Annotated in this window: 7 protein-coding genes; 4 read left to right on the top strand and 3 right to left on the bottom strand. The window is 39.2% G+C overall.

All coding sequences use genetic code 11. The features are described from left to right. The first annotated feature begins 1 nt into the window (after position 1). Positions 2–6382, top strand: a complete 6381-nt coding sequence (locus tag EWV84_RS07520; RefSeq protein ID WP_287077509.1) for a non-ribosomal peptide synthetase — start codon at positions 2–4, stop codon at positions 6380–6382. Further along, a complete protein-coding gene (locus EWV84_RS07515; protein ID WP_287077508.1) occupies positions 6379–10254 on the top strand; it encodes a non-ribosomal peptide synthetase in 3876 nt (1291 codons plus the stop codon). Before EWV84_RS07520 ends, EWV84_RS07515 begins: the two co-directional genes overlap by 4 nt. 80 nt (positions 10255–10334) lie before the next feature. Here the strand turns inward: EWV84_RS07515 and EWV84_RS07510 are convergent, their stop codons facing one another. The 3 genes from EWV84_RS07510 to EWV84_RS07500 form a co-directional block, all read right to left on the bottom strand. Next, complete coding sequence (locus EWV84_RS07510; RefSeq protein WP_287077507.1) at positions 10335–12386, bottom strand: FAD-dependent oxidoreductase; 2052 nt, start codon at positions 12384–12386, stop codon at positions 10335–10337. A gap of 215 nt (positions 12387–12601) precedes the next feature. After that, the gene (locus EWV84_RS07505) at positions 12602–13165 is read right to left on the bottom strand and encodes a Uma2 family endonuclease (protein WP_287077506.1); all 564 of its coding nucleotides are present in this window, start codon (positions 13163–13165) and stop codon (positions 12602–12604) included. A gap of 76 nt (positions 13166–13241) precedes the next feature. Then, positions 13242–14768, bottom strand: coding sequence for a bifunctional aminoglycoside phosphotransferase/ATP-binding protein (locus tag EWV84_RS07500; RefSeq protein ID WP_287077505.1), 1527 nt, complete (start codon positions 14766–14768; stop codon positions 13242–13244). Positions 14769–15559: 791 nt separating this feature from the next. On the opposite strand from EWV84_RS07500, the gene EWV84_RS07495 reads away from it, so the two are divergent. Together EWV84_RS07495 and EWV84_RS07490 are read left to right on the top strand one after the other, a co-directional pair. Beyond that, the gene (locus tag EWV84_RS07495) at positions 15560–17380 is read left to right on the top strand and encodes an EAL domain-containing protein (protein WP_287077504.1); all 1821 of its coding nucleotides are present in this window, start codon (positions 15560–15562) and stop codon (positions 17378–17380) included. Positions 17381–17648: 268 nt separating this feature from the next. After that, positions 17649–17784 (top strand): helix-turn-helix domain-containing protein (locus EWV84_RS07490; RefSeq protein ID WP_287077519.1); only part of this gene is annotated, 136 nt, incomplete at its 3' end.

Raw genomic sequence — 17784 nt, 5'->3', positions numbered from 1 at the left:
CATGGCAGACACAAAAAATCAACCCGCCAAAAATGTGGAGTCTATTTATCCTCTTTCCCCCATGCAGGAAGGGATGCTCTTTCATAGTCTCTATACTCCTGATTCAGGGATTTATTGTAGTCAAACTCTAATTACTCTGGAGGGAGAAATTAACCTTACAGTTTTTAGGCAAGCGTGGGAAAAAGTTGTCGAGCGTCACTCGGTATTAAGGACTCTATTTCTTTGGGAAAAACGGGAAAAACCTCTGCAAATTGTGCGAAAAAAGGTTGATTTGCCTTGGGATTATCAAGATTGGCGCAATCTTTCCCCCAGAGAACAACAACAACGTTTAGATTTATTGTTACAAACAGAGCGTCAACAAGGGTTTGAACTCAAAGTTGCTCCTTTAATGCGCTGCTTGATGATTCAACTATCAGACCAAACTTATAAATTCCTCTGCAATCATCATCATATTATTCTGGATGGTTGGAGTATGCCTATTATTTATCAAGAAGTTTTAGGGTTTTATGAGGCAGGTATTCAAGGGAAAAGTTATCATCTTCCTTTGCCGCGTCCTTATCAAGATTATATTGTTTGGTTACAGCAGCAAAACCCATCTGTTGCTGAGAGTTTTTGGCAGCGAACTCTTGAAGGGTTTATGACTCCCACCCCCCTGAGGGTGGACAGACTCCAGTTAATGAAATCTGAAGGTAAGCCGACTTATAAAGAGTATAACTGTCATTTATCGGCTTCTCACTCGAAAGACCTGCAATCTTTGGCGCAAAAGCATAATCTGACCTTATCTACTCTAGTACAGGCCGCTTGGGCGATTCTTCTCAGTCGCTATAGTGGGGAGTCAGAAGTTTTATTTGGGGTTACGGTTTCTGGTCGCCCCCATGATTTATCAGGGGTAGAACATAGGGTAGGATTATTTATTAATACATTGCCGCTGCGAGTCTCCATCAGAGAATCAGATTTATTGTTATCTTGGTTACAGGAATTACAGCAAAAGCAAGCAGAAATTCAGGATTATGCTTATGTTTCTCTGGCTGAAATACAGAGATTGAGTGATATTCCACCGGGGGTTCCCCTGTTTGAGAGTTTGGTCGTTTTTGAGAATTATCCCAGAGAAGCGTTATCGAGAGATTCTCGTCAATCCTTAAGGGTTAAGGATGTGGAGAATTTTGAGGAAACTAATTATCCTTTGACGGTGGTTGCTATTCCTAAACAGGAGTTACTGATTCAGTTAATCTATGATACTGGCCGTTTTACTCAGGATACGATTGAACGGATGGCAGGACATTTACAGACTATTTTAACAGGAATTGTTACTGAACCTCTGCAACGAGTAACACAATTACCTATATTGACAACAGAAGAGCAACATCAGTTATTAGTAGAGTGGAACAATACTGAGGCTGATTATCCTTTAGATAAGTCTTTACATCAATTATTTGAGGAACAAGTTGCCCAGAATCCCGAGGGAATAGCGGTTATTTTTGAAGACCAAAAATTGACCTATCAACAGTTAAATAACCGGGGAAATCAGTTAGCTCACTGTTTACGAGATAAGGGTGTAAATCCAGAAAGTTTGGTCGGTATTTTTATGGAGCGTTCCCTAGAGATGGTCATCGGTTTATTAGGGATATTAAAAGCTGGGGGAGCTTATGTACCTTTAGAGCCAGATTATCCTACCGAGCGCTTGGGGGATATCCTCTCAGATTCGGGTGTTTCTTTGGTGTTAACTCAGGAATCTTTAGGGGATTTTCTTCCCCAAACTGGTGTCGAATTACTGTGTTTAGATAGGGATTGGGAAAAGATAGCTACCTATAGCCCAGAAAATCCCTTCAATCTAACGACTCCTGAGAATTTAGCCTATGTTATTTATACATCAGGTTCAACGGGAAAACCCAAAGGAGTATTAATTAGCCATCGGGGGTTAATGAATTTAATTTGTTGGCATCAAGACGCTTTTGAAATTACGCCTTTAGACAAAACTACTCAACTAGCAAGAAGCGCTTTTGATGCTGCGGTTTGGGAGTTATGGCCCTGTTTAACAGCCGGTGCGAGTCTTGTCTTAGTTAAACCTGAAATCATGCAATCTCCCCCGGACTTGCGAGATTGGTTAATTGCCCAAGAAATCACCGTCAGCTTTTTACCAACTCCCCTAGTTGAGAAGATTTTATCTTTAGAATGGGATGAAAATATAGCCCTCAGAATTATCTTAACGGGTGGGGATAAACTCCATCATTATCCTTCAGTATCAAGGCCTTTTAAGCTTATTAATAATTATGGTCCTACAGAGAATACAGTAGTAACCACTTCAGGAATAGTTCCCGATTTTGAGGAAGGAAACTCCTCATCCCCGTCTATTGGCAAGCCAATTTCTAACACAAAAATTTATATTTTAGATCAGAATTTACAACCGCTTCCGATTGGGGTTCCTGGAGAGTTACATATTAGCAGTGTGGGGTTAGCGCGGGGTTATCTCAATCGTCTGGAATTAACTAAAGAAAAATTTATTTCTAACCCTTTTAATTCGGGTATATTATATAAAACGGGGGATTTAGTTCGCTATCTTCCAGAGGGCAATATTGAATTTTTAGGGCGCATTGATAATCAGGTTAAGCTGAGGGGATTACGGATTGAATTAGGGGAAATAGAAGCAGTTTTAGAGACCCATTCTCAAGTGGAAAAAGCCGTAGTTATTTTGCGAGAAGATACGTCAGAAAATCAACGCTTAGTCGCTTATATAGTCAGGAAATTCCCCTCATTAGGTATCGGAGAATTGCGCCGTTTCTTGCAGCAGCAACTCCCCGCTTATATGGTTCCTTCTGCCTTTGTCATGTTGTCAGATTTTCCCTTAAATAACAATGGCAAGATAGACAGGAAAAAATTACCTGTCCCCGATGAGACATCAATTATTGAATCTGCTTATCTAGCCCCAAGAAATGAAAAAGAAAGCCTCTTAGCTCAGATTTGGCAAGATGTTCTTCAGCTATCACAAATAGGGGTTAATGACAACTTCTTTGAGTTAGGAGGACATAGCTTAAAAGCTATTTCTCTAGTGAGTAAAATTCAAGAAAAGTTAGGGCAATCTTTGCCCATTAAACAAGTATTTGCTCATCCTACCATTGCTGAACAAGCAGAATTATTAAGCACTGTTACCCCTCTGACGGTAGCCACTATTCCCCTTGTATCTGCACAAGAAACCTACGAAACATCCCATGCTCAGAGACGTTTCTATGTCTTGCAACAGATGGATCTCAATAATGTAGCTTATCATATTGTTTCCACCCTCAAAATAGCAGGAAATTTTAGCCCAGATGTCTTTGAAAAAGCCATACAATTATTGATTTCCCGTCATGAATCCCTGCGGACATCTTTCATTTTAATTAACGGTGAACCACAACAGAAAATCCTGCAAAATCGTCCTTTTGATTGGGAATTTAAAGACTGGACAAATAAACCTGATGAAGAAATCTTAGAAACGATTGCAAAAGAGAGAAAAGCGTTTGACTTAGAAAAAAGTCCCCTGGTGCGCTCTAAGGTTTATAAACTGTCTCCGAATGAATATATTTTGGAGTTAGAAATTCATCATATTATCTGTGATGGTTGGTCAATGAGTTTGTTAGCTAAAGAATGCTTAGAATACTACTCTGATTTAGCCAAAGGATTACAGCCTAATATAGAGCCATTGCCGATACAATATAAAGATTATGCAGGGTGGCAAAATAATCTTTTAAGGAGCGAAAATAATTCAAAAAACCTAGATTACTGGCGGCAAAAACTGGACAATGGACAACTGACCAGAGTTCACTTACCGACAGACTTTAAACGTCCCCAAATAAAGACGTTTAAGGGTTCTCATTTAAGCTGGACATTTGACCGAGAAACGATTTCTAAATTAAGAAAAATTTGTCAAGAAAACGAAATAACCCTATTCATGGCATTGGTAGCGGCTGTCAAAATATTACTGTATCGCTACAGTGGTCAACATGATATTACTATTGGTACAGAAATCGCCACTAGAAACCATCCTCAACTGCAATCTCTAATCGGTTTATTTCTCAATACCTTAGTTATTCGTGACCAAATTGAACCCGAAAAAGGCTACAAAAATCTACTCGCAAAGGTTCGTCAAACCGTTACCGAAGCCTTAGAACATTCCGATTATCCCTTTGATATTTTAGTAGAAAAATTAGCTGTTTCTAGAGAAATTAACCGCACTCCCTTGTTTGATATATTAGTCCTTCTGCAAAATTTTGATCAACCTGTAGGCTTAGAAAATATACAAATAAAATCTCTAGATTCCCTGACCCCGACCAGTAAGTTTGATCTATCTTTTGTGTTTAGTGAAGCTCAGGAAAAACTCAGATTAGAGCTAATTTATAACACCGACTTATTCCAAGAGGAGAGGATGAAAAAATGTCTCATTCACTTCGATAAACTCTTGAATGAAATGCTATCTAACCCTGCCCAACCCGTCAAAGACATTTCTTTGTTATCGGCAGCAGAAACCGCTTTCATCGCCAATTTTATCAATCCTATTCCTCGCTTAGAAACCCGTACCATTATCCATGATTTTATTGACCAAGTTGAAGCCAAACCGGAGAAAACATCGATTATTTATCCAGGGGGTAAATTTAGCTATCAAGAATTACATGAACTAACTAACTTTTGGGCTTATGCCTTAAAAGAATTAGGCGTGGAAAAAGACAAGGTTTGTGGTGTTCTCCTAGAAGGAGATTATCGTCAGTTAATCGCCATGCTGGCAGTATTTAAAGCCGGAGGAATCTATTTACCTCTACGTTTAGATGAACCAGAGGAGCGTCGGCAACGCATGATGATTAAAACTAGCCCCGAAATTATCTTAGTTGCGGCGGAGAATTTAGAGGGGATTAAACCCCAACTATCCGCATTAGAAAAACCGCCTCATATCTTAGTGGTTAAGGCTCATAAAATTCAGCAATATCATCAGTGGAATGGCATGGATTATCAAGAGTTTCCTTGCCAATTAAGCAAACTGCAACCCGTTCTAGCTATGCCGGATGCTGATGATTCTAATTATATTATGTTTACTTCTGGCTCAACCGGTGAACCTAAAGCAATTTTAGGCAGTCACGGCAGCTTACGTCATTTCATTGATTGGGAAAAACGGGAATTTGGCATTAATGAAAGTTGGCGCTGTTTACAAATTGCTCAAATTAATTTTGATGCTTATTTGAGGGAAACCTGTGTGACTTTATGCTCAGGGGGAACTCTGTATATTCCAGAGAGTACAGAGCGAGAAGACTTAGAGCTTTTATTACTGCGAATAGGAGAATGGAAAATTAACTTACTACACACTGTCCCCTCGGTAATGCGTCTATTTTTAAAGATGGGGCGTGGTTTAATTAATGCTCATAATCTCCTGAAAAATTTGCGAATTTTTGTCTTAGGAGGAGAGCCTTTATTTGTGAAAGAACTGGCTGAATGGCATCAAATTTTTGGCTCTCAGACAGAATTTGTCAATATTTATGGAGCGAGTGAAACTACATTTGTTAAGCATTTTTATCGAATTCCTAACCCTAATAATATTCCCTATGAACGGGTTCCGGGTGGTCAAACTTTGCCAGATGCCGCTTATGCAGTGGTTGATGGAAATCGCGCCAGGGCAATAGGAGAAGTAGGAGAAGTGTTCGTTAAATCCCCCTATTTAACAAAAGGTTATTATCAAGATGAAAGCTTAACTCATTCAGTTTTTGTGCCTAATCCTTTGAATGGGGGGAGGGATATAGTTTATCGTACTGGAGACTTAGGCAGACTGCTTCCTGATCTAACTTTAGAAGTAATAGGACGCAGTGACAACCAAATTAAATTAAATGGGGTACGGATTGAATTAGGAGAGATTGAAGATGTCCTCAGTGCGATTGAGGGAGTAGAAAAAGCCTTAGTTATAGCTAATAAAAAGGAGGAATTAGTAACCGTAATTGCTTATTATCAAGCAGAGGATACAGTTCATCAGGAATATATTCGAGGTAAATTAAAGCAACTCTTACCGATTTATATGCAGCCTAGCTTTTTAATGCGGTTAGAAGCTTTTCCCTTGTTACCCAATGGAAAAATTCATCGTCTAGCTTTGCCAAAACCCGAAGAAAATATTACTGACTCAACTAACCAAGTCCCAGATTTTAATCCACAAGAAGCTTTATTAGCTTCCCTTTGGGGTGAGTTATTAGAAGCAGAAGTGAGTAACAGTAATCAGTCATTTTTTGAACTAGGAGGAAACAGTCTAAAGGCGATGCGCTTAGTGTCACAAATCCGTAATCAATTTGGTGTTTCCCTCCGATTACGGGAAATTTTTACCCATAATACTTTAAAAGAACAAGCTGTATTAATTCAATCCCGACAAAAACGATGATCAACTTACCACAATCTGACTCAATTAACCCACTGGAAAAACAAAAATATTACGAAGTCTCTCACGGTCAAAGAAGGCTTTGGATTTTGCAGCATATCAGCGAATCTTCTAGTGCTTATAATATTAGGCTTGCCATGAGAATTAATGGCAAATTAGATGTTTCTATATTAACAGCAGCTTTTCAAGAACTGGTGAACCGTCATGAAATTCTCAGAACCACTTTTACCAGTGTTGGGGGCAATATTAAGCAAGTTATTCATGAGCAAATCCCCACAGAACAGTTAATCATTTTTAAAGATTTAAGAGGAGAAAAAGAGGCTGAACTTTTAGCAGATGATTTGATTCAAGATTCGGCAAATTTACCTTTTAGTTTAGAAAAGTTGCCCCTTATTCGGGTCTTATTGGTGCAGATTAAGTCAGAAGAATTTATCTTTGGTTTGACTGTCCATCATATTATTGGAGATGCACAATCACTTGATATTATCTTTCAAGAGTTCTTTTCATTATACTCTGCTTATACTCAACAAAAAAAAGCTGAATTACCCCCTCTTACCCTACAGTATAAAGACTATGCGGCATGGCAAAATCAGTGGTTAGAAAGTGAAGAAGTTAGAGAACAACATGAGTATTGGTGTGAGGTTTTTTCCGAACATCCCCCTATCTTAAACTTACCGATAGACTTCCCTCGACCTCAAGTAAAATCTTCTCAAGCGGCTTCCTACACTTATCAATTTAGTGAGAGTCTTAGCCAACAATTACAAACCTTTGCAACTCAAAATAATACGACTCTATTTATTACCCTACTGACTTTCTTTAAAATATTACTCTACCGCCACACCGGTCAACGGGATTTAGTAGTTGGTATCCCTATTTCAGCACGAAATCATCCTGATTTAGAAAACCAGATCGGGTTTTATGTTAACACCTTGGCTTTGAGATCTTTATTACCAGAGGGAGTAACTTTTAAGCAAGTCTTAGGGGAAGTAACTAACACCTGTCTTGATGCTTATGAATATCGTGATTATCCTTTTGATAAATTAGTATCTGCTCTCAATTTAGAACGAGATCTGTCCCGAAATCCCTTATTTGATGTCATGTTTTCTCTACTGGGTAAAGAAAGCAAAACTGTCTTAAAAATTCCAGGTTTGGAACATCAACCCTATCCCCTAAAACCACGCATGGCTCAATTTGATATGACTTGGAGCTTCTTTGAAGATAGTCATAATCTTATATTAGCTATTGAATATGAGCCAGATTTATTTTTGCCTGAAACTATCGCCAGAATGAGCGGTCACTTTTTACAAATTATTGAAAGTGTAATTCAGAATCCAGATTGTCAATTATCTGAGATTAATTTATTAACCCCTGAAGAACGGCATCAATTACTAATAGAGTGGAATCAAACCGAAGTGGCCTATCCTCAAGATCAATGTCTCCATCAGCTATTTGAGGAACAAGTAAAGCACAATCCTGATGCAATAGCTGTTATTTTTGAAGGGAAAACCTTGACCTATCAAGAGTTAAATAATAGGGCTAATAAAGTCGCCCACTATTTACAAGAAAAAGGCGTAACCTCAGAAGTTTTAGTGGGGATTTTTATTGAGCGTTCTTTTGAGATGATTATCGGAATATTGGGAATTATTAAAGCCGGGGGAGCTTATGTTCCTTTGGATCCTAATTATCCCCCTGAGCGCTTGGATTATATGATATCTGATTCAGCTATCTCTCTGTTGTTAACTCAGCAATCTTTAGTCCAATCTCTACCAGAAAATTGCCCCGAAATACTGTGTTTAGATACAGATTGGTCAAGGATAGCTAATTATAGTCAAGAGAATTTGACCTCTCCAGTTAAACCAGAAAATTTAGCTTATGTTATATACACTTCTGGTTCAACAGGAAAACCTAAAGGTGTGATGAATATTCATCAAGGAATTTCTAATACGCTGAAATACACTATTGATTATTATAATCTTACCTCTGAAGAGCGCATTCTCCAAATTACTCCCTTTAGTTTTGATGTTTCAGTTTGGGAAGTTTTCTCATCTTTAACATCTGGTGCTACCCTAGTCGTGGCTAAACCTGACGGGTATAAAGATATAGATTATTTAATAGATTTAATTGTGCAAGAACAAGTAACTTATTTCACTTGTGTTCCCTCAATATTGCGAGTTTTTCTGCAACATCCCAAGAGCAAAGATTGCCACTGTTTAAAACGAGTAATTGTCGGGGGAGAAGCCTTATCTTATGAACTCAATCAACGATTTTTTCAGCAGTTAAACTGTGAATTATATAACTTTTATGGACCGACAGAAGCAGCCGTTTATACCACTGGCTGGTGCTGTCAGCCAAATTCCCAAATTTCTATTGGATGTCCCCTTGCTAATGTTCAAGTTTATATCCTCGACAGCTATCTTCAACCGGTTCCTATTGGTGTTGCTGGAGAATTACATATTGGTGGAATGGGTTTAGCGCGTGGATACCTCAACCAACCTGAATTAACGGCTGAAAAATTTATTCCTCATCCTTTTGCTCAGGGGAAATTATATAAAACGGGGGATTTAGCTCGCTATCTCCCCGATGGCAATATTGAATATTTAGGGCGAATTGATAATCAAGTCAAGCTGAGAGGTTTCCGTATTGAATTAGGAGAAATTCAGACAGTTTTAGAAACTCATCCCAACGTCGAACAAGCTGTTGTGATTATGCGGGAAGACACCTTATATAATCAACGGTTAGTTGCTTATGTAATGAGAAAAGATACTTTAATAACTTCTCAGGAGCTGCACCGTTTCTTACAACAGAAATTACCCGTTTATATGATCCCTTCTGCTTTTGTCCTGTTGTCGGATTTTCCCTTAAATCCTAACGGAAAAATAGACGTTCATAAATTGCCTATACCGGATGAGACTTCTCTAGTTGAATCACCCTATTTAGCCCCCCGCAATTCAACGGAAACTATCTTAGTAAGCCTTTGGCAACAACTTCTACAAGCTGGCAAGATAGGGGTTAATGATAACTTCTTTGAGTTGGGTGGTCATTCCTTACAAGCTATGAATCTTATGGCTTTAATTTATGAGAAAATGGCCATAGAAATTCCTTTATCAATGATTTATGAAAAGCCAACAGTAGCCGAATTAAGCGATTATATTATCTATGCTCAGGAGATGAATATTCAGCCGAAAGAACGTCCTTATGTGGTGTTTAATAAGGAGCAAAAAAAAGCCGTCTTTTTATTTCCTCCCGCTCTTGGTTTCGCTGCTGCTTATGCCAATTTAGCAGAGTATATAACGGATTATGCTCTCTATACTTTCCGGTATATTAGCGATGAATTAATGTTAAAAAAATACGCTGAATTAATTGAGGATTTGGCTCAGAATCAAGATATAAAATTAATGGGACATTCCGCTGGCGGATTTTTAGCGATGTTAATGGCTCAACAATTAGAAAGTCGAGGGAGAGTTGTTTCTGATGTCATTTTACTGGATACTTACAGAGGAGGACGTGAGGCTAAAAAAGCTGATATGTCAGAGATTCAAGAAGGGGTTGATGCTTTCTTATTAAATCCCAAACGTCAGCAATTAAGAGGTTACTTTTTAGAGAATCAAAAACTCCGCAATCGCACTTATAATCAAGTGTGGGAATACTTTAATTTTCTTTGGAATTCTGACTTAAAAAATGTACAAATTCAAGGGACTATTCATTTGATTCGTGCTGAGGGAAACTATGAAGCTCAAGATGATTGGATACAAGCAACAAAAGGAGAAAGAATCAATCATTATGCCACTGGTATTCATCGTGAAATGATTGATCCTCCTTATCTTCCCAAAAACGCTCTGATTATTAATAGTATTCTCAACCCAAAACAGTCGTAACCGTTTTCTAGTTATTATCACAGTCCGAGTTGCTGACTGCTGACTGCTTAAAGACTCCTGACTCCTGCAATTTTTGTTAATTAATACCAATCATCCATCGACCGGAAAATTGAGGCATCGGGGAACACAGTTGGATTACCACTAGCAGCGATTTTTTGTCGTAATTCTCGCAGTTGTTTATTCCCAATGAGAAAGTCACTTTCTACTAATTGATAGGGCAGTACATTATTATCTAAAGCATACACGGCCGTGATGCCAGCAGCTACCCCAGAGGACCACTCGAAGGAATGGACACGATAGGCGGCCGCGGCAATATGACTGAGAGCGATACTTTTCCCCGCTATCAGTAAATTATCGATTTTTTGGGGAATTATAGCCCTTAAAGGGATCTCGAAGGGGTAAGCTTGCCCTTGTCCCCGTCTTTCTCCTGCTTTTTCTGTATTACCAGGTTTTTCGGGGGGATGTTCCGTCATGCAGGGATGAAAATCAATCGCATAGTGACCGATACCGACGGAATCGGGGTAAATAGTCGATCGCTTGCGTTTAACGGCCTTATCGGGGGATAATGTGCCATCAAGTACGGAAAATCCCTCTAATCCTGCCAAGGTGGCAATTAAGCGCCGATATTCTGCTGGAGAAAGATTTTGACGATAGAAATCGCTTTGAAAATTTTGTCGGGAAATATCGATTTCTGTGACGGTAAAACCATCGGGGTAAGTCAGGGAAGGACGACCGATAATCCGTCTTGCTTCCCGAATATAGGGATATTTTGACAAACCGTGGGCAGTACCCATGGGAGAATCAAAACCGGAGAGATAACGGTTATTCAAATGGGGAACTTTTACCCCGTCCCCTAACTGGGAATCGGTGGTTCCTTCTACTAACCAATAATAGTAGGAAATGGCGTGTTCTTCGCCCCTCGCGAGGGTTTCTGTGCGTAATCCTCCCATCCATCCCCCCGGAGATAACTGTCCTAACTGTTGCAACTGTTCACGGGTGTAGATAAAGTTATCCTTAGCAGTCCCCGGACGATAATCATTTCCCCAGGTCCAATTCTGCATGGAAATATCCCCCGGGACGGGTTCAGTGAAAGTAATTCCCCCAAAGGTTTTCTCTTTACCCAGTTGCGGACTCCAAATACGACGATAGGTGAAAACGAGGTCAAAATCGGCTAATCGGGGCAATTCATAGCTAAAATAGGGGGCATAGCGTTCATAATAAACGGGTTTCTCGTGGGTTTGTGGTTTTTCTGTTTCCTCCATGGCGAAGGTATAGGTAAAGCCTTGGGTACAGTAGGGGTCTCCAGTGACGCTAGAGGAAGAAGGTTCGAGATAACTGCGCTTATCGACACCTAAACGGTAGGGAATATCTGATAATCCGATTATTTCCCCGGTTTCGGTCGCTTCAATCACATACCAATCTGCTAATTGATTCGGTTGGGAGGATTTGGGGACAAAACGGAGGATTTTCTTATCAAAACGGGGAGAATTTTCGTAGCGATAGATATCCTCCATTTTTTGCGATAAAAACTCGGTATTTAGGGGAGGAGTACCTTTTGCGGGACTATGTTGAATAGCAATTACACCGGTAATCTGTTGACCAGTACCGCGATTGGGTAAAGTTTCAATATTTAATTCTTTGACTACCGTGGAGGGAAACCATTTCAGGGTTCCTTTGCCTTTTTTGGCAGCGTCTTCTAACTGTTGAAATAATAATTTATGTCCATCAAAAGGCAAAAAACAAGACCCGCTTACCCAACATTCTCCGGGGTTGCGTTTCCCGTAATGCTTTCTAATTCTTTCCCTAAATTCTAGATAACCTTTCGGGAAAAATAATTTTTCTCTTTGTGTTCGTCTTTCATCTAATGCGGAGGTTCCCTGAGAAGATATCTGTCCCCCCACCCAGTCGGTAATCTCGGTTAAACAGACGGTTTTTCCTAATAATAAAGCTTCGTAGGCCGCACCGGCACCGGCTAAACCACCACCCACCACCAGAATATCACAGCCGACGGTTTGATCCAGTTCTCGCGGGGGGGCTGCTAGGGTGAGGGGAGTGAAAGCTTGCAGGAGAAATAACCCCAAAGAGAGGGATTTGAGGGGAGTAAAGTGATGATTGAAAATTTTAGGTGACATTATTGACAAATATCAATGTTGTGACTGAGAGTTTCTTCTTTCTTTGAAGCAGTAGCCAGAGAATCTGTTCCTGAAATCCTGATTCTTTTTTTTGGGCGATATTGAGAGATTATACACCGCCAAGCTGACAATCGATCGCTTTTCTGGAAATGTTTTGACAAAATAGAGATAGCCTGATTCGGTGTCATTCCCTTTGTTATTCCCTGTAATCCTTCCTATGTTAAATTCAAAACAAACCCGGTTAACACATCTTCTCCGGATAAAATAGCAGGTAAATTAATAATTTCCACATCGCTATTTAGTCGGTAGATTTCCACCTGCTGCTGTTGCGGATTAATCAACCAACCCAAACGTAAACCACTGGCTAAATATTCACGCATCTTGTCCTGTAAAGAGGTTAAAGAATCGGTACGAGAACGTAATTCAATCACAAAATCGGGACACAAAGGTGGGAACTTTTCTCGCTCTTCTGCGCTCAAAGCTTCCCATCTCTCCCGTTTTATCCAAGCAACATCAGGAGAACGATCTCCTCCATTTGGTAAACGAAAAATTGTCGAAGAACTAAATACCTCACCAAGTTGAGTTTGTTCGTTCCATACCCCAACTTTAACAATCAAATTAGCTTCCTGTTTACCACTATTTCCACCCACGGGAGCCATAATTAATAATTCTCCTTTTTGATTACGTTCTAAATTCCATGTTTGATTAGCCTGACAGAGATGATAAAATTGTTCATCAGTCAAATTAACTGTCTCTAGATTTAACACTACAGTTTCCATAATCGCTTCTCCTTCTTGCTGCTTTATACAAGATAACTTAATTATAAGAATGGCTATATCGGTGATTCATCTCAACCTATTTATCTAATTGACTCTCTAAAAATTCTGGCCAATCGGGATTAGTAGTGTCTAGGGAAATTAGATAGGGTTGTTCTTTTTCATTAAAAGGTTCTGTTTTCTCAATTTGGGCATTTAAAACCTCGATAGTAGCGTCAGAAATATCACCTTTTCTAGCGGCAATCCGTTGTTTTAAAACTTCTATAGGTGCGTGACAATGGACAATATGAAAAGGAATCTGTAAATTTTGGGCATAGGTTAATAAAGGTTCTCGCCAAGCATATTTATCGTAGCGTGCATCAAGAATAACCGGATAACCTAAAGCTATTAAGATTTCGGCTAATTCTGCCAGTCTAGCGAAGGTTTTTTGACTCATTTCCAGACTATATATGTCGAGAATTCCTGTTTGATTTAAGTCAATTCCAGCCAAATGTTTGCGAACTGCATCGGAACGAATCTGAATAGCATTAAGATTTTTAGCAATTACTTTCGCTATGGTACTCTTACCCGAGCCAGAAAATCCCGACATCAGAATTAATCTCGGTTTCTGCGGTTGTGTGTACTGCCAAGCTAATTGATAATAATCCTGTGCATTGGCTTTAATTTTCTCGGAAAAACTGTCACCATCAAGCAAAAAACTATTGACTTTTGCCCTCACATATGCTTGTCTAGTCAGGTAGAGAGGCAAGACTTTTAAACCCTCCCAGTCGGCGGTTTGTTCTAAATAAGTATTCACAAATAAATTAGCGAAATCTTCTCTCCCCCTAGCGGTTAAATCCATGGCTGTAAAAGCAAGATCATACATGACATCAACGAAGCGAAAAGATTCATTAAATTCTATGCGATCAAATAATTGTATTTCTCCCTGCCACTGACAGATATTATTTAAATGTAAGTCTCCGTGACATTCGCGAATCATCCCTTTTATTTGTCTTTCTTCTAACCAATCTCCGTGTTCTGCGAAGAATTTATCTGTATAAGCTTTCGTTTCATCGTATTGTTTTTGGGTTTGGACAAAATTAATATATTTCTCGGTTTGTTGGTAGTTTTCATCAAAAGCTTGTTTAATAACTTCTAAATTGCCAAATTGGGTAATATAGGAATTAGTCAGAGCTTGTCGATGAAATCCTGCCACTTTTTCAGCCAAAGATTTTATAGCTTTTTCCGTTAGTTCTCCCCGTTCAAAAACCTTACTCAGTAAACATTCTTGGGGAAACTGATTCATTTTTAAAATGTATTCGATCGCTTTCCCTTCTCCATTTAAACTTATGCTACCCCGTTCCTCATTAATTGACAAAACTTCCAGATAGATATTCGCCGCGACTCTTTTATTTAACTCTAGTTCCTGTTCTAGATAATACTTTCTCTTTTCTAAAGTGGAGAAATCTAAAAAATTATAATTAACTGGTTTCTTGACTTTATAGGCATAATCTCCTGTCAAGAAGATAATTGAAGCATGGGTTTGGATAATTTCAACGGGAATTTTTACAGAATGAGGATAAAAGTCGGGATTTTTTAATTCTTCGATTAATCGGTTGCTATCCATAGGGAGAACTCCTGTCGGTTGCATCTCATTTTTGTCAATTTACTAGGTTGGGATTTTTAAAGGGAAACTCTCTGCTAGAATTGGCTGTTATTTCCGATTTTATCACTTAATCTTTGACTCTTGGGGGATTCTACCCCCCAAACCCTCCGTTGGGGAGTGGGAAGTGGGAAGTGGGGAGAAGGGAGCGGGTTTTTAAAGTTTGATTGGCAGTTAATCGTACCACTAAAAACCGATTTGCTCTCAGATGTCCGTGGAGGAACTGTCTCCCCCAAACGCTGGAAAGCATTAGCTTTGCAAGTGGGATGCTTACACGGGGTTGTTTATACATTTGTACCAGTTTAAGGATGACTGATAATTGCTGATTGTCGGTAAGCTGTTGACTATCTGAATTACTCGTTAAAACTGCGTGGAAGCGGGGTCAGCTTTAAGCCAAGGGATTAGGGGTACAGTTAGTTTTAGATAATTTTGATGCTGGCTATTCCTTCTTAAGTTATATTTATAAATATCCCCTCGACAGTTTGAAGAGCGAACCTTTATCCAATCTTTACCATCAAAAACCGAGCATTTAGCCATGTTATCGACTATAATCGGCCTAGAACAGAATTTGAAGAAGTGCAAGGATTTTGGTTGACTCAGTCCTTGAAACCAGAAGATGTGACTCAATTGCCGTTAAGTAACTGTTCCGAATCACACCTAACACTTTATTGAGAAAATAAATTAAGTCAAAGACGAATAAGCCTTGACTTTTTGAGAGAGCATATTAACTTATATTTTGTCGAGGTGCTTAAAAAATGATTAATGGTTCATCCAATTCCCGTTATCTCCTCATTGTGGAAGATCCTCAAGGGAGAAGAACAATTACCCTAGAAGACATGAAATATTCTCTCGGCCGTAAGTCCGATAATCAAATTGTTCTTCGCTCCAAACACGCGTCTCGCTATCATGCGACTTTAATTAAAAAGAGTATTGATCGCCAAAAATTTTCCTATTGGATTCTTGATGGTGATTTAGAGGGAAATAAAAGTCATAATGGTATTTATGTCAATGGGTCTAAATGCTTGGTTCATGAATTAAAAGATGGTGATTTAATTAACTTTGGCTGTGATATAAATGCCAGTTTTCATTTAATAGCCAGTCAAGAAAAAATAGAGCAAGCACCGGTTAAAAGTTCAGGACAGCTACGAGTGCATCTAACGGAAAATGAAGCAAATTATAGCCAGAATAACCTCCACACAAAAAGTACCCTAATTCTCCATAATTCCCCATCCCAGACCCTTAGTTTTGATAACAGGACTCAAGAGGAATCTTTCCTAGATCCTCTCACGAATTTGCCTAACCGTTCTCTCTTTAATGAATATCTGTCAAATGCTATTAATAATGCCCAGAAAAGTAATCAACTGCTCGGTCTGTTATTAGTGGATGTAGAGCGGCTAAGAAATATCAACAATCGACTAGGTTATCGACTGGGAGATAAGCTATTAAAAATCGTCAGTGAACGGTTAAGAAAAAATTTGAGATCGGGGGATATAGTCGCTCGTTGGGGAGGGGACGAATTTATTATCCTGCTGCCACAAATTAATAATGCCAATGATCTGGAAAAAGTTAGTCAAAGAATTATTAAAACCCTAGAAAATAATTACGAAATCGAAAATCACTCCCTAGCCGTGCGATTAAATTTAGGTTCAGTTATCTGTCCCCCCGTCGGCACAGACAGAAAAATAATTTTACAGAAACTGGAGGAGAATTTAGTAGCGGTCAAGAATAATATCAATAATAACTCCAGGATAGAGTCAGTTAATGTTCGCCCTAAAAATACTCGTAGTTCTAAAGTTGAATATTTTCTCTATCAGGCAATCAGAAATAATGAATTAGCTCTTTACTATCAACCGCAAGTTAATATGACTCAGGGACAAGTGGAAGGGTTAGAGGTATTATTGCGCTGGTTACACCCTCAATTCGGATTAATCGCTCCTAATCGTTTCTTACCCTTAGTCGAAGAAAGCGAGTTAATCCTTGAGCTTAATCGTTGGGTGCTGAAAAATGCCTGTCAACAAGCACAAATATGGCAGCAGCGAGGATTATTATACACTCCCATCTCGATCAATCTGTCCCCGCACCAATTGCGGGATCCGCAGTTGCTCACCATCCTCAAAGAAGTCTTGACTGAAAGCAAAATCGGGCCTTTCTTTCTGGAGATGGAAATAACCGAGACAAGTTTACTAGAAAATAGCCGCGAAACCGGTCGAATTCTTGGGGATTTGCAGGAATTGGGTATTAGTATCACCCTTGATGATTTTGGCAGCGGTTACGCGTCGATCGCCTATCTCGGTCAATTTCCCGTGAAAAAACTGAAAATAGAGCAATCTTTAACGAAAAACCTGAGTAATAATCCCCAAGATACCCGTTTTATCTCGTCATTGTTGGCGATAGCGAAAAGTTTTAACTTAATAGTGATCGCCAAGGGAGTAGAAACCCAACAACAATTAGAAATCCTGCAAGAATTAGGTTGCGAGAGAATGCAAGGCAATCGCATCAGTGGCCCTCTAGCAGTGGAGGAAATAACTAAATTTCTCCACATCCACCGCAGCCTGTCAGTAATCAGCACTCAGTGATCAGTTACCAGTTACCAGTTATCAGATCTGGGTTTTTAGTCAGGGGTATTAAGTGAGGAGGATGAAATAGCATTAACAGTGCTGTCTTTTCACTGTTTACTGATTACTGATAAATAATTTTGGCCACTGATTCCGGTATGATCTGAACAGAATATCTAGTATCAAATACTTACTCATCGAAAATTTGGGTCTGAAACCCCGTCGTTCTAGGTTGGCTTTACCGTTAAATATTAGCACATTTACGAAATATATGCCAGAATGTTAAGATATGGAAAAAGCCTATTCGTTTCGATTTTACCCCACACCAGAACAAGAGTCGCTATTGCGGCGCACTTTGGGCTGTGTAAGATTGGTTTACAATAAAGCTCTCCATCTCAGAACACAAGCATGGTATGAAAGACAAG

It is taken from the genome of Microcystis sp. M_QC_C_20170808_M3Col, from assembly GCF_007095505.1.
Classification (GTDB): Bacteria; Cyanobacteriota; Cyanobacteriia; order Cyanobacteriales; family Microcystaceae; genus Microcystis.
Note: the sequence above shows the minus strand (reverse complement) of the source record. Positions and strands in the feature narration are given on the sequence as shown.

Coding starts and splice junctions, on each gene's coding strand:
- EWV84_RS07520 (WP_287077509.1), top strand. CDS start 2: ATGGCAGACACAAAAAATCAACCCGCCAAAAATGTGGAGTCTATTTAT.
- EWV84_RS07515 (WP_287077508.1), top strand. CDS start 6,379: ATGATCAACTTACCACAATCTGACTCAATTAACCCACTGGAAAAACAA.
- EWV84_RS07510 (WP_287077507.1), bottom strand. CDS start 12,386: ATGTCACCTAAAATTTTCAATCATCACTTTACTCCCCTCAAATCCCTC.
- EWV84_RS07505 (WP_287077506.1), bottom strand. CDS start 13,165: ATGGAAACTGTAGTGTTAAATCTAGAGACAGTTAATTTGACTGATGAA.
- EWV84_RS07500 (WP_287077505.1), bottom strand. CDS start 14,768: ATGGATAGCAACCGATTAATCGAAGAATTAAAAAATCCCGACTTTTAT.
- EWV84_RS07495 (WP_287077504.1), top strand. CDS start 15,560: ATGATTAATGGTTCATCCAATTCCCGTTATCTCCTCATTGTGGAAGAT.